The sequence below is a fragment of the Xanthomonas sp. NCPPB 1826 genome (assembly GCF_056725285.1).
Genome location: NZ_CM161521.1, coordinates 2231712 through 2249618 on the forward strand (window position 1 = coordinate 2231712; position 17907 = coordinate 2249618).

The 17907-nt window shown below is 67.0% G+C and carries 17 protein-coding genes; 15 read left to right on the plus strand and 2 right to left on the minus strand.

Translation table 11 applies throughout. The annotated features are described in order from the left end of the window. The first annotated feature begins 341 nt into the window (after positions 1–341). The 3 genes from AC1PLA_RS09680 to AC1PLA_RS09690 all read left to right on the plus strand — a co-directional run bounded on the left by AC1PLA_RS09680 (position 342) and on the right by AC1PLA_RS09690 (position 4915). Positions 342–842, plus strand: coding sequence for a TspO/MBR family protein (locus tag AC1PLA_RS09680; RefSeq protein ID WP_115510933.1), 501 nt, complete (start codon positions 342–344; stop codon positions 840–842). 585 nt (positions 843–1427) lie between these two features. Beyond that, positions 1428–3935 carry a bifunctional aspartate kinase/homoserine dehydrogenase I gene (gene thrA / locus AC1PLA_RS09685; RefSeq protein WP_481106070.1) on the plus strand — a complete coding sequence of 836 codons (2508 nt, stop codon included), beginning with the start codon at positions 1428–1430 and terminating at the stop codon, positions 3933–3935. 29 nt (positions 3936–3964) lie between these two features. Continuing rightward, positions 3965–4915 (plus strand): homoserine kinase, encoded by a 951-nt coding sequence (locus AC1PLA_RS09690; protein ID WP_481106071.1) that lies wholly within the window; start codon positions 3965–3967, stop codon positions 4913–4915. A 74-nt stretch (positions 4916–4989) separates the two neighbouring features. Here the strand turns inward: AC1PLA_RS09690 and AC1PLA_RS09695 are convergent, their stop codons facing one another. Further along, entirely contained in the window at positions 4990–5304 is a 315-nt protein-coding gene (locus AC1PLA_RS09695) for an EthD family reductase (protein WP_481106072.1), read from the minus strand. 146 nt (positions 5305–5450) lie between these two features. Here AC1PLA_RS09695 and thrC point away from each other — a divergent pair, with 146 nt between their 5' ends. Beyond that, positions 5451–6758, plus strand: a complete 1308-nt coding sequence (thrC, locus tag AC1PLA_RS09700; RefSeq protein ID WP_481106073.1) for a threonine synthase — start codon at positions 5451–5453, stop codon at positions 6756–6758. A gap of 101 nt (positions 6759–6859) precedes the next feature. After that, the gene (locus tag AC1PLA_RS09705; protein WP_481106074.1) at positions 6860–7606 is read left to right on the plus strand and encodes a murein L,D-transpeptidase catalytic domain family protein; all 747 of its coding nucleotides are present in this window, start codon (positions 6860–6862) and stop codon (positions 7604–7606) included. A gap of 247 nt (positions 7607–7853) precedes the next feature. On the opposite strand, the gene AC1PLA_RS09710 is transcribed toward AC1PLA_RS09705, so the two are convergent. Further along, positions 7854–8477, minus strand: coding sequence for a Crp/Fnr family transcriptional regulator (locus AC1PLA_RS09710; RefSeq protein WP_181098348.1), 624 nt, complete (start codon positions 8475–8477; stop codon positions 7854–7856). A 245-nt stretch (positions 8478–8722) separates the two neighbouring features. On the opposite strand from AC1PLA_RS09710, the gene hisS reads away from it, so the two are divergent. From hisS to hisIE, 10 genes are all read left to right on the plus strand, one after another. Continuing rightward, the gene (hisS, locus tag AC1PLA_RS09715) at positions 8723–10156 is read left to right on the plus strand and encodes a histidine--tRNA ligase (RefSeq protein ID WP_104542015.1); all 1434 of its coding nucleotides are present in this window, start codon (positions 8723–8725) and stop codon (positions 10154–10156) included. A 222-nt stretch (positions 10157–10378) separates the two neighbouring features. After that, positions 10379–10705 carry a YerC/YecD family TrpR-related protein gene (locus tag AC1PLA_RS09720; RefSeq protein WP_047128609.1) on the plus strand — a complete coding sequence of 109 codons (327 nt, stop codon included), beginning with the start codon at positions 10379–10381 and terminating at the stop codon, positions 10703–10705. Between the two features lie 9 nt (positions 10706–10714). After that, positions 10715–11629, plus strand: coding sequence for an ATP phosphoribosyltransferase (gene hisG / locus AC1PLA_RS09725; protein ID WP_024937748.1), 915 nt, complete (start codon positions 10715–10717; stop codon positions 11627–11629). Beyond that, entirely contained in the window at positions 11626–12921 is a 1296-nt protein-coding gene (gene hisD / locus AC1PLA_RS09730) for a histidinol dehydrogenase (RefSeq protein ID WP_104576791.1), read from the plus strand. Before hisG ends, hisD begins: the two co-directional genes overlap by 4 nt. Then, positions 12918–14009 (plus strand): histidinol-phosphate transaminase, encoded by a 1092-nt coding sequence (gene hisC / locus AC1PLA_RS09735; RefSeq protein ID WP_481106075.1) that lies wholly within the window; start codon positions 12918–12920, stop codon positions 14007–14009. Before hisD ends, hisC begins: the two co-directional genes overlap by 4 nt. Then, the gene (gene hisB / locus AC1PLA_RS09740) at positions 14006–15133 is read left to right on the plus strand and encodes a bifunctional histidinol-phosphatase/imidazoleglycerol-phosphate dehydratase HisB (RefSeq protein ID WP_047125468.1); all 1128 of its coding nucleotides are present in this window, start codon (positions 14006–14008) and stop codon (positions 15131–15133) included. The genes hisC and hisB overlap by 4 nt, the downstream gene beginning before the upstream one ends. Further along, a complete protein-coding gene (gene hisH, locus AC1PLA_RS09745) occupies positions 15130–15732 on the plus strand; it encodes an imidazole glycerol phosphate synthase subunit HisH (protein ID WP_065032267.1) in 603 nt (200 codons plus the stop codon). Before hisB ends, hisH begins: the two co-directional genes overlap by 4 nt. Next, positions 15729–16463 carry a 1-(5-phosphoribosyl)-5-[(5-phosphoribosylamino)methylideneamino]imidazole-4-carboxamide isomerase gene (gene hisA / locus AC1PLA_RS09750; protein ID WP_481106076.1) on the plus strand — a complete coding sequence of 245 codons (735 nt, stop codon included), beginning with the start codon at positions 15729–15731 and terminating at the stop codon, positions 16461–16463. The genes hisH and hisA overlap by 4 nt, the downstream gene beginning before the upstream one ends. Then, positions 16457–17233 (plus strand): imidazole glycerol phosphate synthase subunit HisF, encoded by a 777-nt coding sequence (gene hisF, locus AC1PLA_RS09755; RefSeq protein ID WP_024937742.1) that lies wholly within the window; start codon positions 16457–16459, stop codon positions 17231–17233. The genes hisA and hisF overlap by 7 nt, the downstream gene beginning before the upstream one ends. Continuing rightward, positions 17223–17843, plus strand: coding sequence for a bifunctional phosphoribosyl-AMP cyclohydrolase/phosphoribosyl-ATP diphosphatase HisIE (hisIE, locus tag AC1PLA_RS09760; RefSeq protein ID WP_024937741.1), 621 nt, complete (start codon positions 17223–17225; stop codon positions 17841–17843). The genes hisF and hisIE overlap by 11 nt, the downstream gene beginning before the upstream one ends. Positions 17844–17907: the final 64 nt, after the last annotated feature.

The following is a 17907-nucleotide window of genomic DNA, read 5'->3' on the forward strand; positions in this document are numbered from 1 at the left end:
TAAGCGAATGCAGCTATTGCAGTCGGATGACGAACAAACGCTCCTATCACTACTAGGATCAGGTTCACTTGGACATGCACTCAATTTTGAGTGGGAGCTCATGTCAGCCCCGCGCAATTCATTGCCAGCTAAAGTTGATGGCCCGCAGTTGATGCTGCGCGCCAAACTCAGCAGGTGTCGGGTTGTCGGTCAGCCTAGGGAGTCGTGCAGGCCTTGCTGTCGGCGTTATGGCGGCGCAAATCCATAGTGGACTGACTAAACTCGGACCATTCATCCGCGTAGTCGCGGCTTGCACAGATGCTCTGCCAGGCTAAGGAGCACGACAACACTTCACGGCAGTCATGACGCAAAGTATTTCAAGAAAGTCGCAATGGCTCGGCCTCCTCGTCTGGTTGGCGCTGTGCTATGCGGTCGCTGGGCTTGGTGCGATGGCATCCATCCAGGCGGCCAGCTTCTATGCAGAACTTGCACGGCCGGCGTGGGCGCCGCCGGGCTGGTTGTTCGGGCCGGTGTGGACGGTGTTGTACGGGATGATGGCAGTGTCGGCTTGGTTGGTGTGGCGCCTTGGGGGATGGGCTGGTGCGCGCGTGGCGCTGACACTGTTCGTCGTGCAGCTGGCGCTCAACGGACTGTGGAGTTGGTTGTTCTTTGCGTGGCATCTGGGGGCGTGGGCGTTCGCTGACATCCTGGTGCTGTGGCTTGTGCTGGTGGCGACCATCGGGGCGTTTGCGAAGAGGCAGGCTCTGGCGGCGTGGTTGTTGGTGCCGTATCTCGCATGGGTGAGCTTTGCGGCCGCGCTCAACTTTTCGATCTGGCAACTCAATCCTCAGGTGCTCGGCTGATCTCGCTGCGGACCTTAGTGACTTGCACCTACCAGCGTGACGGCAGCGACGATCTGTTGCTTGATGCGAAGTGACGCCTATAGTGATGCGGTGCATTGCGCTCAAGTGAGCCCGTTAGCTGCATCGCATCAGCTGAGTCACACGTCAGCCGAGTGACACGACGGCACCAATCCATGTGCAAAACCTGCGCAGGGCCGTCCGCTTAGGCCGCTCCAAAAGTTTCCATAGCAATCAATTGCTTGCGAGCGCGTCGCTTAAATCCCTGAGCCGCAAGGTTTTCTGTTCTGTAGGCCGAGCACGTGCGCCTGCCCATTCACGCAACGCTTGACAGGCCTCGCCGCGGTGATGTCTTTTGCGTACATGCCTAACGCCTCCGCCATCTCCTCGTTTACCTGTCAGCCGCATCTGCGGCCGGGTGCGGGCGTGGCCGGCATTAGCACCACCATTACCACCGTCACCATTCGCCCGGTGCGGCCCGTCGTCTTCGCGTAACTTCCGAAAACAACGGCCCCGCACCCGGATCAGGATGCGGGGGCTTTCCTCCCTCATCTGATGCGGACGGGGCCTCCCTAACGAGGTCTGTCGATGTCATCGCCTGTTGTTTTGCTCGAACCCGCCGCTGTTGCCGCATCTTCCGCACGCACCATCGTGCACAAATTCGGCGGTACCTCGGTGGCCGATGCCGAGCGCTACCGGCATGTGGCGCAGTTGTTGCTGGCACGCGACGAGTCGGTGCAGGTCACCGTGGTGTCGGCGATGAAGGGGGTGACCGATGCCTTGATCGCGCTGGCCGAACTGGCCGCGCAGAACCGCCCCGAATGGCGCGAGCGCTGGCATGAGACGCGGGCGCGCCATCGCGGTGCGGCGGTGGCCCTACTGGGCGAGCATTCCGGGCCGACGGTGGATTGGCTGGACGAGCGCTTCGAGCATCTGTCGCAGATTCTCGGCGCCTTGGCGGTGATCGGCGAGCTGCCGCGCGAGGTGCTCGACCGCGTGCAAGGCCTGGGCGAGGTGTATTCGGCGCAGTTGCTGGGCGACCATTTCCGTGCGCTTGGCGAGGATTGCGCGGTGCTGGATGCGCGCGATGTGCTGGTGGTCAACCGTGGCGAACTCGGTGTCGATGTGGACTGGGACACCAGCGCGCAGCGCCTTGCGACCTGGCGCCAGGCGTATCCGCAGACGCGCGTGGTGGTCACCGGGTTTGTGGCGCGCGACCGCGCCGACCGTATCACCACTTTGGGGCGCAATGGCAGCGATTATTCCGGTGCAATTTTCGCGGCCTTGTTCGATGCCGATGAGCTGCATATCTGGACCGACGTGGATGGCGTGCTCTCGGCCGATCCGCGCGTGGTGCCCGAAGCGGTGCAGCTGGAAACGCTGAGCTACGACGAAGCCTGCGAGCTTGCCTACTTCGGCGCCAAGGTGGTGCACCCGCAGACCATGTCGCCGGCCATCGAGCGCGGCTTGCCGATCATCATCCGCAATACCTTCCAGCCGGAACATCCGGGTACGCGCATCACCGCCAGCAGCGCGGTGAGCGGGCCGATCAAGGGGCTGACGCTGAGCCCCGATCTGGCCGTGCTCAACCTGGAAGGCACCGGCCTGATCGGCGTGCCGGGCACCGCCGAGCGCGTGTTCGCGGCGCTGCGCACGGCGCAGGTGTCGGTGGTGATGATCTCGCAGGGCTCGTCCGAGCATTCGATCTGTTGCGTGGTCAAGCAGCATGAATCCGAGCGCGCGCGCAATGCCTTGCTGCAGGCCTTTGCGCATGAACTCACGGTCGGTCAGGTGCAGCGTGTGCAGCTGACCACCGGCATCAGTGTGCTCGCCGCAGTGGGCGATGGCATGGCCGGGCAGCCGGGTGTAGCGGCGCGGCTGTTCGAGTCCCTGGGGCGTGCGCAGGTCAATATCCTGGCGATCGCACAGGGTTCGTCGGAGCGCAACATCTCGGTGGCCATCGACGCGGCGCATGCGACCAAGGCCTTGCGCGCGGCGCATGCCGGCTTTTGGTTGTCGCCGCAGACGTTCTCGGTGGGCGTGATCGGCCCGGGTAACGTGGGTGCGGCGTTGCTGGATCAGTTGCGCATTGCGCAGCCGCAGTTGCTGGGCAAGGCCAACCTGGATCTGCGCCTGCGCGCGGTGGTCTCGCGCGGCCGCATGCTGCTGGACGAGCGCGGCCTGGTCGGCAACTGGCGCGATGCCTTCGCCTCCGCAGCCACCGCGACCGATCTGGAGCGTTTCACCACGCACTTGTTATCCGCGCATCTGCCGCATACGGTGATCATCGATTGCAGCGGTAGCGCAGAAGTGGCCGATCGCTATGCGGACTGGTTGGCTGCCGGCATCCATGTGGTGACGCCGAACAAACAGGCCGGCTCCGGCCCGTTGCAGCGCTATCAGGCGATCCGTGCGGCGGCCGATGCCAGCGGCGCGCGCTTCCGTTACGAAGCCACCGTGGGCGCGGGTTTGCCGGTGATCACCACGCTACGCGATCTGGTCGATACCGGCGATGCGGTGACCTCGATTGAAGGCATCTTTTCCGGCACGTTGGCCTGGCTGTTCAACAAGTACGACGGCAGCGTGCCGTTCGCCGAACTGGTGACGCAGGCGCGCGGCATGGGCTATACCGAACCGGATCCGCGCGACGATCTGTCCGGCGTAGATGTGGCGCGCAAACTGGTGATCCTGGCGCGCGAAGCCGGGCGCGAGATCAGCCTGGAAGATGTGCAGGTCGAAAGCCTGGTGCCCGAAGCACTGCGTCAGGCCAGCGTGGACGATTTCATGGCGCGCCTGCATGAGGTGGATGCGACGTTCGCGCAGCGCCTGGCCGACGCACGTGCACGCGGCAATGTGCTGCGCTATGTCGCGCAACTGCCGCCGGATCGCGCACCGAGCGTCGGCCTGGTCGAATTGCCGGCCGATCATGCGTTCGCCAATTTGCGCCTGACCGATAACGTGGTGCAGTTCACCACGCGTCGTTATTGCGAGAATCCGCTGGTGGTGCAGGGGCCTGGTGCGGGGCCGGAAGTCACCGCAGCCGGCGTGTTTGCCGATCTGCTGCGGGTGGCGGCGGGCGAGGGGGCACGCTTGTGAATCAGGCGGTTGCAGACCAGTCCGCGGAGATGCAACAGGTGGCGATTGCTGCGCGCGAGCTTGGCCAGGCACGCGCCTTCGCACCGGCCTCGGTGGCAAATGTGGCGGTGGGATTCGATCTGCTTGGCTATCCCATCGACGGCGTCGGCGACACCGTCACGGTGCGGCGCATCGATGCGCCTGTGGTGCGCATCGCCGCCATCCGTGGCACCACCGTGGCCTTGCCGCTGGATGCTGAACGCAACACTGCGGGTGCGGCCTTGATGTCGTTACGCGCGGCGCTGGCGTTGCCGTTCGGCTTTGAAATCGAGATCGACAAAGGCATCGCCTTGAGTTCGGGTATGGGCGGATCGGCAGCGTCATGCGTGGCGGCGTTGGTTGCCGCCAACGCGCTGCTGGATGCGCCGCTGAGTAACGAGCAGCTGTATCAGCACGCACTCGATGGCGAGGCGGTGGCCAGTGGTAGCCGCCACGGCGACAATCTTGGCCCGTTGTTTTTGGGCGGCCTGGTGCTGTGCACGCTGGAGCGTCTGGTGCCGATCAACGTGCCGGCCGCGTGGCATAGCCTGTTGGTGCATCCGGATGCGGTGCTGGAAACGCGCCGCGCGCGCGAAGCCCTGGCCGGCGACTATCAGCTGCGCGAGTTCGTCGCGCAGAGTACCAACCTGGCCTTGGTACTGGCCGGCTGCTATGCCGGCGATGCGGGGCTGGTGCGTGCGGGACTGCGCGATGTGCTTGTTGAACCACGCCGCGCGCCCTTGATCGCCGGCTTTGCCGCTGCCAAGCAGGCCGCGATGGATCACGATGCCTTGGGTGCCAGCATCTCCGGCGCCGGCCCCAGTGTGTTCGCCTGGTTTGCATCGCGCGCCGCCGCCGACGCTGCCGCCGCATCGGTCAAGGCCGCCTTCGCAGGCGTTGGCCTGGATAGCCAGCACTGGGTGTCTCCGATTGCCAGCCCGGCCGCGCGGTTGCTCGCATGAGCCATCGCGCGCATGTCGTCGTCGATCGATCGCCCGCCCACGGCATCCATGCCGTGCAGCGTGCAACGCAACGTTTAACCGACCACGACCTCGCTGATCTGCATCACCGGCGCAAGATCGGTGTAGTTGGCGATATCGGCCAGGATCTCATCGGCATGCGGCCCGAAGCTGGCGCTGAAGGCCTCCACCGACTCGCAGAAGATATGGCACATGCCGATGAAGGCCGGGGGGCTGCCCGGCTCGCCGCCGCTGATGCCCTTGTCCACCGTATAGCGCAGGCAGGCCGCGCCCATCCGCGCGCTCACCAGTGGCATGTGCGCGTCGCGGTAGTAGGCATGGTCGAAGCGGGCGCCTTCGCGGTACGGGTACATCACGCTGACCTTGATCATCTGCCGGCTCCACTGGAAGGTGCGCGCAGCATAGCGCTGCGCCGCCCTTGCCGGGCGCCGCCGCAACGCGGCGTGGCCATGCCGCAGTGTCCGGCCTTCTCATTCACGGGTAACGCCCCGTCTTCGTTTTGTCTGGAGTTGTCACCATGAACTTCCTCTCCACCCGTGGCGGCGCGCCCGCCGCCAGCCTGAGCCAGGCGATTGCCGCCGGCCTGGCGCCCGATGGCGGCCTGTACGTGCCGCAGACCCTGCCACCGGCACGCACGCTGACGGCCGGCACCACGTTGGCCGACACCGCCGCCACGTTGCTGCGGCCGTTCTTCGACGGCGATGCGTTGGCGGCCGAGCTGCCGGCCATCTGTGCCGAAGCCTTCGACTTCCCGGCGCCGCTGGTGGCCCTGGGCACCCCTGGCGATTACGCGCTGGAGCTGTTCCATGGCCCGACCGCCGCGTTCAAGGATTTCGGCGCGCGCTTTCTTGCCGCCTGCCTGACCCGCCTGCGCCGTGCCGAAGACCGTCCGCTCACCATCCTGGTCGCCACCTCCGGCGACACCGGCGCTGCCGTGGCCGCGGCATTCCACCGCCAGCCGGGTCTGCGCGTGGTGGTGCTGTATCCGGACGGGCGCGTGTCGCCGCGCCAGGCGCATCAGCTGGGCTGCTTCGGCGACAACATCCACGCCCTGCGCGTGGCCGGCTCGTTCGACGAATGCCAGGCGATGGTCAAGCAGGCCTTGAACGATGCCGACCTGCAGGCGCAGCTGCCGCTGAGTTCGGCCAACAGCATCAGCCTGGGCCGCTTGCTGCCGCAGATGAGCTATTACGCACACGCCGCCCTGCAGCACCATGCCGGGGCGGGGGCGGCGCTGAATCTGGTGGTGCCCACCGGCAACCTGGGCAACGGGCTGGCGGCGATCCTGGCGCGCGCGCTCGGTGTGCCGCTGGGCCGTATCGCGTTGGCGTCCAATGCCAATCATGTGTTGCCGGATTATTTTGCCGGCGACGATTACGCGCCGCAGCCCAGCATCGCCACGCTGGCCAATGCGATGGACGTGGGTGCGCCGAGCAACTTCGAACGGCTGCGCTGGCTCTACCAGGGCGACGATGCCGCGCTGCGCGAGGCCTTCCGTGCGCTCTCGGTGGACGATGCCGCGATCCGCCACACCGTGCAGCAGCGCTTTGCGCGCTACGGCGAAGTGCATTGCCCGCATACCGCCACCGCCGTGCATGTGCTGGAGCAGCTGCGCGCAGAAGGGGCCGAGGGCGGCACCGGCGACTGGGCGGTCGCGGCCACCGCACATCCGGCCAAGTTCGAGGGCGTGGTCGAGCCGCTGATCGGGCGTGAGGTGGAGGTGCCTCCAGCGCTGGCCGTGCTGCTGCAGCGTCCTGCACATGCCGAAACGCTGGCGCCGGACTATGCGGCGTTCCGGCAGCGCCTGCTTGCGGATGCCGCCTGACCGAACGCGTTCAGCCTGCCGGGGTTGGAAAGTGCGGCACATGCGGCTATTTGTAGGGGGTGCGGTTCCGCCATGGCGCCGCGTCCGATGTGGGTCGTTGCATGTCTTATCGAGTGATCGCCGTTGCCGCCGCGTTGTGCGGGTGGGCAGCGGCTGGAACGGCCAGTGCGGCCGATGCCATCTCCGCCGGACCGTTGCCGGGGCTGGGCGCACCGCGTATCGGTCTGGTCGATGCATTGGCGCGGCAGGCGCCGTCGCTGGATCGCCAGGTGCTGGCCCTGGCGGCCGAGGCGCTGCAATGCGCGCGGCAGCGCCAGCAGGTGGGCGCTGAGCGAGTGCTCAGCGTCATCGACTACAGCCGGCCGTCGACCGAGCGCCGGTTGTGGGTGTTCGATCTGGAGCGGCAGCGGTTGCTGTTCCAGGAATGGGTGGCGCACGGGCGCAATACCGGCAACAACCTGGCGGCGAAGTTTTCCAACGACGACGGCAGCTTCCAGTCCAGCCTGGGTGCGTTCACCGCGCAGGAGTCGTACACCGGCCACAACGGCTATTCGTTACGGCTGAAGGGCCTGGAGCCTGGCTTCAACGACCATGCGCGCGACCGCGCGATCGTGATCCATGGCGCGCCCTATGTCAGCGAGGCGGTGATCCGCACGCAGGGCCGGCTTGGCCGCAGCCTGGGCTGCCCGGCGGTGCGTCCGGCGGTGGCCAGGCAGTTGATCGATACCCTGCGTGAAGGCGCCTTCGTGTTCGCCTACTACCCGGACCGGGCCTGGCTGCGGCAATCGCGGTTGCTGGGCGGCGGCTGCGGTGCGGCGGTGGCGAGTGCGAATGTGGGCGGTCGCTGAGTCGTTGTAGGCGGCGCGGGCTGTAACGATCGCGCGAGCGGACTGAAGTGCTGGCATCGCATTCGAATCTGCGGGTCAGTCACGCGGCGATGCCTGCTGTCTGCGCGAAGCGCAAAGCAAAGCTTGGTCAATGGCCTGGTGCGGACGTCGCGCAAACATCCGCAATTGGTGATGCCAACTTCCGCACCACTTGCGCCTATGGGTGCGTGCGCTCGCTGGTCGCATCGGTCCTGCTGGCCGTCGCGTCTCAGACGGTATCGCCCGCCAGGCTGCGCAGCGCCGCGTAATCCAGGATCTGCACCAGATGCAGCTGCGGCAGCGCGATCAGCTGCTGTTGCCGCAGCTTGGTGAAAGTGCGGCTCACCGTTTCCACGGTCAGCCCGAGGTGGTCGGCGATATCGCTGCGGCTCATCGGCAACGCCACCGTGTCGCCGGTCGCGCCGGGCTGGGTGGAGCGGGCGGCCAGTCGCAGCAGGAAGTGCGCCAGCCGTTCGCCCGGTTGCAGGCGTGCCAGCAGCAGGCCGGTGTCCTGCGCGGCGGCCAGCTCCATGCTGGCACGCTGCAGCAGCTTGCGTTCCAGCTGCGGGTAGCGCTCGCGCAACTGGCGCATCTGCGCCAGCGGCGTGCGGCAGACCCGGCTGTCGATGATGGCTTCGATATCGTGGCGGTGCTGCGGGGTTTCGGTCAGCCCCACGTAATCGCCCGGCAGCACGAAGCCGGTGACCTGGCGGCGGCCGTCGGCCAGCGTGCGCACCATGCGCAGCGCACCGGAGGTGAGCGTATAGACGTGGTGGCGGGTGTCGCCGGCGCGCACCAGGGTGCTGCCGGGCGCGTAGGACTGGGCGCTGGTGGCCTGGTCGAGTGCGTCCATTTCCTGCGGCGACAGCGCCGCGCAGATGGCGCGGCCGCGGACCGCACACTGTGCGCAGTCGGAACCGCGCGCATCGGTGCGCGCGGCTGCGCTGGGCGCCGGGCAGGTCGTGCTGGGGTCTGGAAGCTGCCGGTACATGAGTCACGCACTGCTGGAACGCGTGTGAATGATACGCCATGCGGTCAGCGCGGCCGGCAGCCGGTAGAATTGCGCGTTCGCCACATTGCCCTGCAGGAGTTTCGCTCGTGATCAAGCCCCGTACGCCGCCCGGCATCATGGAATTGCTGCCGCGCGAGCAGATCGCGTTCCAGCGCATGCTGGACGTCATCCGCCGCAACTACGAGCGGTTCGGGTTCCTGCCGGTCGAAACCCCGGTGTTCGAGCTGTCCGACGTGTTGCTGACCAAGTCCGGCGGCGAGACCGAGCGCCAGGTGTATTTCGTGCAGTCCACCGGCGCGCTGGCCAATGCCGCCGCGGCGGCAGACGAGGGCGGCGAGGGCGGCCTGCCGGAGCTGGCGCTGCGTTTCGACCTGACCGTGCCGCTTGCCCGCTACGTGGCCGAGCACGAGCACGACTTGAGTTTCCCGTTCCGCCGCTACCAGATGCAGCGCGTGTATCGCGGCGAGCGTGCCCAGCGCGGGCGGTTCCGCGAGTTCTACCAGTGCGACATCGACGTGATCGGCAAGGATGCGTTGAGCATCCGCTACGACGCCGAAGTGCTGGCGGTGATCCACGCGGTGTTCGCCGAGCTGGGCATCGGCGCGTTCAAGGTGCAGTTGAACAACCGCAAGCTGCTGCGCGGCTTCTTCGAAAGCCTGGGCGTGGCCGAGGGCGAGCTGCAGCTGGCGGTGTTGCGCGAGGTCGACAAGATCGACAAGCGCGGCGCCGACTACGTGCGCGACACGCTGGTGGGCGAAGGCTTCGGCATTGCCGCCGCGCAGGTCGACAAGATCCTGGCCTTCGTGGCGGTGCGCTCGAACGGGCATGCCGATGCGCTGGCGCAGCTGCAGGCGCTGGAGGCCTCGGTCGCTGCGAGCGCGACGCTGGGCGAGGGCATCGCCGAGCTGCGCGAGGTGCTGGAACTGGTCAAGGCGCTGGGCGTGCCCGAGAGCGCGTACTGCCTGAACTTCTCGATCGCGCGCGGGCTGGACTACTACACCGGCACCGTCTACGAGACCACGCTGACCGACCACCCGCAGATCGGCTCGATCTGCTCGGGCGGCCGTTACGAAAGCCTGGCCAGCCACTACACCAAGTCCAAGTTGCCCGGCGTGGGCATTTCGATCGGCCTGACCCGGCTGTTCTGGCAGCTGCGCGAGGCCGGCCTGATCCAGGGCATCGCCGAAAGCAGCGTGCACGCGATGGTCGCGCTGATGGACGAGTCGCGCTTGGACGACGCGCTGGATATCGCGCGCCGGCTGCGCATCGGCGGCATCAATACCGAAGTGCAGATGGAGCCGAAGAAGATCGGTAAGCAGTTCCAGTACGCCGCACGCGCGGGCATCCGCTTCGTGGTGCTGGCCGGCGACGACGAGTTGGCGCGCGGGGTGGTGGCGGTCAAGGACCTGGTGCGCGAGCAGCAGTTCGATGTGGCCCGCGACGAGCTGGCCAGCACCTTGCTGGTGGAGCTGGAGCAGGCCAGGGCGATGCTGGTGGCCGGTAACGCCACCGGCGATTGACGCCTCCGGAAGCAGCGCGATGGCGCCGCCAGGGTGGTAAAGACGGTCAGCAGCGCTCACGCCTGCTGAAGCATGCACAGGCCCACTGGCACCTCGGTGTCGGTGGGTTTGTCGTTTCTGGTCCGCCGCACGGTTCGGGGCTTCTCTGAACGCTTTGCCCGTCGGACTTGTCCCGCAACCTGTGTTTGCGTTAATGTGCTAACACGCTATTACATTAACGCAATGAAACAACGACCTGCCCCCCGCGAAAGTGCCGATGCCGCCGCCTCCCTCAAGATGCTGGCCGATGCGCTGGCGTGCCTGAAGGACCCCGGCGCGGTCGAGGCCTTTCTGCGCGACCTGTGCACGCCCGCCGAGCTGGAGGCCATGTCCGACCGCTGGCGGGTGGTGCCCTTGTTGATCAAGGGCGTGCCGTATCGCGAAATCCACGAGCTGACCCAGGTCAGCGTGACCACCATCGGGCGCGTTGCGCGCACCCTGGAACATGGCGCCGGCGGCTATGCCGAGGCCCTGCGCGAGCAATCGTCGCGCCCTGTCGAATCCCACTGAGAGAACAAGATGAGTGCTTCCACGGCAGCACCGGCCCGTGACCGGTTGCGTATCGCCATCCAGAAGAGCGGCCGCCTGGCCGAACCGGCGCGCAGCCTGCTGGCCGCCTGCGGGCTGAGCTGGCGGCAGAGCCGCGACAAGCTGTTCTGCTACGGCGAATCGCTGCCGGTGGACCTGCTACTGGTGCGCGACGATGACATCCCCGGCCTGATCGCCGATGGCGTCTGCGATCTGGGCATCGTTGGCCAGAACGAACTCGAAGAGCAGGCATCCGAGCGCCGCCGCAACGGCCTGCCGGCCGCGTATCACGCGGTGCGCGGAGTCGGTTTCGGCCAGTGCCGGTTGATGCTCGCGGTGCCGGAAGAGTGGGACTGGCAGGGCGTGGCGCAACTGGCCGGCAAGCGCATCGCCACCAGCTACCCGTCAATCCTGGCCGACTGGCTGGAGCGCCAGGGCATCGACGCGGCGGTGGTGGAGCTGTCTGGCTCTGTGGAGATCGCCCCGCGCCTGGGCACCGCCGATCTGATCTGCGATCTGGTTTCCAGCGGCGCCACCCTGGCCGCCAACCAGCTCAAGCCGGTCGAGCTGGTGATGGAGAGCGAAGCGGTGCTGGCCGGTGCGGTGCGCGAGCCGGCCGACGCACGCGCCGCGCTGCTGGCGATGCTGCTGCGGCGCATGGATGGCGTGCTCAAGCTGCGCGACAGCAAGCTGCTGATGTTCCGCGCTGAACACGGCAACGTGGATGCGCTGCGCCGTCTGCTGCCCGATGCCGAGCCGCTGGTGCAGCTGCCCGACGATGGCAACGGCGCGTTGCGCCTGCAGACCATGTGTCATGGCGCGGTGACCTGGCAACGCTTGGAAGAACTCGAACGCGCAGGTGCGCAAGGTCTGATGGTGTTGACGGTGGAGCGATCGCTGGCATGAATATTCTCGATTGGTCGCAACTGGACGCCGCTGCACGGACGCAGGCATTGACCCGCCCGGTGCAGACCGTGGCCACGCAGACGCGCGACGCGGTGGCTGCATTGATTGCCGATGTGCGCGCACGCGGCGATGCCGCCTTGCGCGAGATCACCGCGCGTTTCGATGGCGTGGCGCTGGACAGCTTTGCCGTGAGCGAGGCCGAATTCGCCGCCGCCGAAGCGGCGGTGGCGCCGGAACTGCGTCAGGCCATGCAGGATGCGGTGGCGCGCATCGACACCTTCCACCGCGCCGGCATGAGCGAAGGCTATGCGGTGGAAACCGCGCCGGGCGTGGTGTGCGAAAAGATCGTGCGGCCGATCGGCCGGGTCGGCCTGTACGTGCCGGCCGGCAGTGCGCCGTTGCCGTCGACTGCGTTGATGCTGGGCGTGCCGGCACGTCTGGCCGGATGCCGCGAGGTGGTGTTGTGCACGCCGCCGCGCAAGGACGGCAGCGTGGATCCGGCTGTGCTGGTTGCCGCGCAGCTGACCGGCGTGCGCCGGGTGTTCAAGCTCGGCGGTGCGCAGGCGATTGCGGCAATGGCGTATGGCAGCGAATCGGTTCCGAGTTGCGACAAGCTGTTCGGCCCGGGCAACAGCTTCGTCACCGAGGCCAAGCAGCAGGTGGCGCAGTCCGGCGCGGCGGCGATCGACATGCCGGCCGGTCCGTCCGAAGTGCTGGTGATCGCCGATGCCGGTGCGCAGTCGGCCTTCGTTGCCGCCGATCTGCTGTCGCAGGCCGAACACGGCCCGGACTCGCAGGTGCTGCTGCTGTCCGACAGCGATGCGCTGATCGCGGCGGTGCAGGTGGAACTCGATGCCCAGCTGGCGCAACTATCGCGCGCCGGGATCGCACGCCAGGCGCTGGCGCAATCGCGCCTGATCAAGGTGCAGACCCTGGACGAGGCGTTTGCGATCAGCAACCGCTATGCACCTGAGCATTTGATTCTCGCGCTGCGCGAGCCGCGTGCGTGGCTGAGCCAGGTCGAAGCGGCCGGGTCGGTGTTTCTCGGCGATTACACGCCCGAAGCGTTGGGCGATTACTGCAGCGGCACCAACCATGTGTTGCCGACCAGCGGCGCGGCGCGCGCCTACAGCGGCGTGAGCGTGGCCAGCTTCCAGAACATGGTCAGCGTGCAGGCTGCCAGCAAGGCCGGCATCGACGGCATCGGCGCATGCGCGCTGATTCTGGCGCGCGCCGAAGGCCTGGATGCGCACGCCAATGCAGTGGCATTGCGCATGGGAGTGGCAGCATGAGCACGTATTCGATTCTGGATCTGGTGCGCGAGGATTTGCGTGCGTTCGCCGGCTATTCGTCGGCACGCACCAGCGCTTTGCAGGGCGATGTGTGGCTCAACGCCAACGAGTCGGCCTGGGGCAATCCGGCCGACCCCGGCGCGAGCACGCGGCGGTATCCGGATCCGCAACCCAAGGGCTTGCGCAGCGCACTGGCGGCGCTGTACGGCTGCACGCCCGAGCAGCTGTTGATTGGCCGCGGCAGCGACGAGGCAATCGATTTGCTGGTGCGTGGCCTGTGCGTACCCGGGCGCGATGCGGTGGTGGTGACGCCACCGGTGTTCGGCATGTACGCGGTGTGTGCGCGCCTGCAGAACGCACCCCTGGTCGAGGTGCCGCTGATGGACGGGCCTGCGGGTTTCCACGCGGATATCCCGGCGATCGTTGCGGCAGCGCTGGCCTCGCAGGCCAAGCTGGTATTCCTGTGTTCGCCGTCCAACCCGGCCGGCTCGGCGATTGCCCTGGACGCGATCGAAACCGCGGTGCAGGCCCTGCAGGGCAAGGCGCTGGTGGTGGTCGACGAAGCCTACGGCGAATTCTCCGATGTGCCATCGGCTGTGAGCCTGCTTGCGCGCTACGACAATCTGGCGGTGTTGCGCACGCTGTCCAAGGCGCATGCGCTGGCAGCGGCGCGCATCGGCAGCCTGATCGCCAACGCCGAGCTGATCGCCTTGCTGCGGCGCTGCCAGGCGCCGTACCCGGTGCCGACGCCGTGCGCGGCAATGGCCGAGCAGGCCTTGTCGGCGCCTGCGCTGGAGGTCACGCGTCGGCGCATCGCCGAGGTACGCAGCGAGCGCACGCGCGTGCACCAGGCGCTCGAGCAGCTGGCCGGGGTACGTCAGGTGTATCCCTCGCAGGGCAACTTCCTGCTGGTGCGCTTCGACGATGCCGAAGCGGCATTCCAGGCATTGCTGGAGGCCGGTGTGGTGGTACGCGACCAACGCGCGGTTGCGCAGCTGTCCGACGCGCTGCGTATCACCCTGGGCACGTCCGAACAGAACGAGCGCGTGCTGAGCGCACTGCAACGCAAGCAGGAGGCCGCCGCATGACCCCGATTCTTTTCGTCGACCGCGACGGCACGCTGATCACCGAGCCGGCCGATTACCAGATCGACGCATATGAAAAACTGCGCCTGGTCGACAACGTGATTCCGGCGATGCTCAAGTTGCGCGATGCCGGCTATCAGTTCGTCATCGTCAGCAACCAGGACGGACTGGGCAGCGACAGCTATCCGCGCGCGTCCTTCGATGGCCCCAACAACCTGATGCTGCAGATCTTCGCCAGCCAGGGCATCGTGTTCCGCGAGGTGTTGATTGATTGCAGCTGGCCGGCCGACAACGCGCCCACGCGCAAACCCGGGGTCGGCCTGATGGTGCCCTACCTGCAGGACCGCACGATCGACTGGGCACGCTCGGCAATGGTGGGCGACCGCATCACCGACATCCAGTTCGCGCAGAACCTCAATATCCGTGGCTTCCAGCTGCGCACCGACGAGTTCGGTGGCGAGTGGGACTGGCCCGGCATCGCACACGAGCTCGCCGATGCACCAAGGCGCGCGGTGGTTCAGCGCAACACCAAGGAAACAAAGATTCGCGTCGAACTGGATCTGGACCGCGTGGCCGAGCCGAAGACCGCCACCGGCCTGCCGTTCTTCGATCACATGCTGGAACAGATCGGCAAGCACGGCGGTTTTGCGCTGGACATCCGCGCTGAAGGCGACCTGCACATCGACGAGCACCACACCATCGAAGACACCGGTCTGGCGCTGGGCCAAGCCTTGCGCGAAGCGCTGGGCGACAAGCGCGGCATCGGCCGTTACGGCTTCGATCCCGACGACAGCCCGTGGCGCGTGGCCGGCGCCACCGCGCAGCATGGCTTCACGCTGCCGATGGACGAAACCATCGCCAGTGCCGCGCTGGATTTTAGTGGCCGGCCGTACTTCGTGTTCGACGGAGAGTTCAAACGCGAGCGCGTGGGCGACATGCCGACCGAACTGGTGCCGCATTTCTTCCGCTCGATCTGCGACGCCTCCGGTTTGAACCTGCACCTGAGCGTGCGCGGTGAGAACGATCACCACAAGGTCGAAGCCTGCTTCAAGGCCCTGGCGCGTGCGTTGCGCCAGGCGATCCGTCGCGAAGGCACGGCGTTGCCCACCACCAAGGGTGCGCTATGACCGATGTCGCGTTGATCGATGCCGGCGGCGCCAACCTGGGCTCGGTGCGCTACGCGTTGGAGCGGCTGGGCGTGGAAGCGCGCCTGGTACGCGATGCAGCCGGGTTGCAGGGCGCGCAGCGGGTGATCCTGCCTGGCGTCGGCGCTGCGCCCGAAGCGATGTCGCGCCTGCGCGCACAGGGCCTGGTCGAGCCGTTGCGACAACTGCAGGTGCCGCTGATCGGCATCTGCTTAGGGATGCAATTGCTGTTCGAGCATTCCGAAGAAGGCGATGTCGATTGCCTGGGTCTGCTGCCGGGCATCGTGCGTCACATGACGCCGGCGCTCGGCATTCGCGTACCGCATATGGGCTGGAATCAGCTGGTGCCGATGCGCGCGTCCGCGCTGCTGGACGGCCTGCCGGCGCGTGCCAGTGCGTATTTCGTGCATGGTTATGCCGCGCCGGTGACGGCCGACACCGTGGCCGCCTGCGATCACGGCGGCCTGTTCACGGCGGTGGTGCAGCAAGGCCTGCGCTGCGGCGCGCAGTTCCACCCCGAGCGTTCGGCCGAAACCGGTGCACGCATCCTGCGCAATTTTCTTGAGATGAGCTTCCCATGAGTTTCACCGTTTACCCCGCCCTGGATATCCGCAACGGTCGCGTGGTGCGCCTGCTGCAAGGCGACTACGCACGCGAGACGCAGTACGGCGACGATGTGCTGCCGCGCGCGCAGGCGTTTGCCGGTGCCGGCGCGCAGTGGATGCATCTGGTCGATCTGGATGCGGCAAAGGCCGGTGGTTACACCCTGGCCACCACACTGGGCGAGATTGCACGTGCCACCGGCTTGCGGGTGCAGACCGGTGGTGGCGTCCGCTCACGCGCCGATGTGGCGCGTATCCTCGATGCTGGCGCCGCACGCGTGGTAATCGGCTCGTTGGCGGTGCGCCAGCCCGACAGCGTCATCGAATGGCTGCAGGAATTCGGCGCCGATCGGTTGACCATCGCGCTGGACACGCGACAGGACGCCGACGGCGTATGGCAGTTGCCGGTGCACGGCTGGACCGAGGCCGCCGAGGCCACGCTGGATCAGTTGGCCGTACGTTACGCGCGGGCCGGCCTGCAGCATCTGCTGTGCACCGACATCGCACGCGACGGCATGCTGTCCAGCCCGAATATGGATTTGTACGCGCACCTGCGCACGCTGGCGCCGCAGTTGCAGGTGCAGGTGTCCGGCGGTGCGCGCAACCTGGTCGATGTCGCGGCCGCCAAGGCTGCCGGATGCGCCGGCATCGTGCTCGGCAAGGCCTTGCTGGAAGGGCATCTGGCATTGAAGGAGGCACTGGCATGCTGAGCCGCCGCATCATTCCGTGCCTGGACGTGCGCGACGGGCGCGTGGTCAAGGGCGTCAAGTTCCGCGACCACATCGACATGGGCGACATCGTCGAACTGGCGCTGCGCTACCGCGACCAGGGTGCAGACGAGCTGGTGTTCTACGACATCGGTGCCAGCCCGGAAGGGCGCTCGGTCGACTACACCTGGGTCGAGCGGGTGGCGCGGCTGATCGATATCCCGTTCTGCGTGGCCGGCGGCATCGGTAATGTGGAAACCGCGCGCGCGGTGCTGCATGCCGGTGCTGACAAGATTTCGATCAACTCGCCCGCGCTTGGCCGCCCGCAGTTGATCTCCGAGCTGGCCGATGCCTTCGGCGTGCAGTGCGTGGTGGTCGGTGTCGACTCGATTCGTGAGGACGATGGGCAGTGGCGCGTGCGTCGCTATACCGGCGACCCGAGCAAGACCCAGGCCTTGCCGATGCGCACGCTGGACTGGGTGGCCGAAGCGCAGCGCCTGGGTGCGGGCGAGATCGTGCTCAACTGCATGGACAACGACGGCGTGCGGCGTGGTTACGACATTGCACAGCTGCGTCAGGTGCGCGCGCTCTGCCACGTGCCGTTGATCGCCTCCGGCGGTGCTGGCGAGATGCAGCATTTTGCCGACGTGTTCGACCAGGCCGATGTCGATGGCGCGCTGGCGGCAAGCGTGTTTCACAGCGGCGCGATTCCGATCCCGGCACTCAAGCAATTCCTGCGCGCGCAACAGATCGAGGTACGTGATGGGCAGTAACGAGATGACAGCGGGCGACGCGCTCGCCGCGCTGGACTGGAGCAAGGGCGAGGGCCTGTTGCCGGTGGTCGTGCAGGACGCCGACAACCTGCGCGTGCTGATGCTGGGCTACATGAACGCCGAAGCGCTGGCGGTGACGCAGCAGCGTGGCGAAGTGACCTTCTTCAGCCGCAGCAAGCAGCGCCTGTGGACCAAGGGCGAGAGCTCGGGCAACGTGTTGCGGGTGGTGTCGATCGAGACCGATTGCGACGCCGACACGCTGCTGGTGCAGGCGCGCCCGCACGGGCCGACCTGCCATCTGGGCCGCACCAGCTGCTTTCCGGGCGCCCCCGGCCAGTTCCTCGGCAGCCTGGATGCCTTGATCGCCACGCGCGAGCAGGAGCGCCCGCACGGCAGCTACACCACCAAGCTGTTCGAGCAGGGCATCCGCCGCATCGCGCAGAAGGTGGGCGAGGAGGGCGTGGAAACCGCCTTGGCCGGCGTGGTTCAGGGCGATGCCGAGTTGCTCGGCGAGTCTGCCGACCTGCTGTATCACCTGATCGTGCTGCTGCGTGCGCGTGGCCTGGGCCTGGGCGACGCGGTGGCGTTGCTGGAGTCGCGGCACAAGTAACGTAGTCATGTAGGAGCGCACCCGGGCGCGACGGGCGTTATCGATAATGCACGTCGCGCCCGGG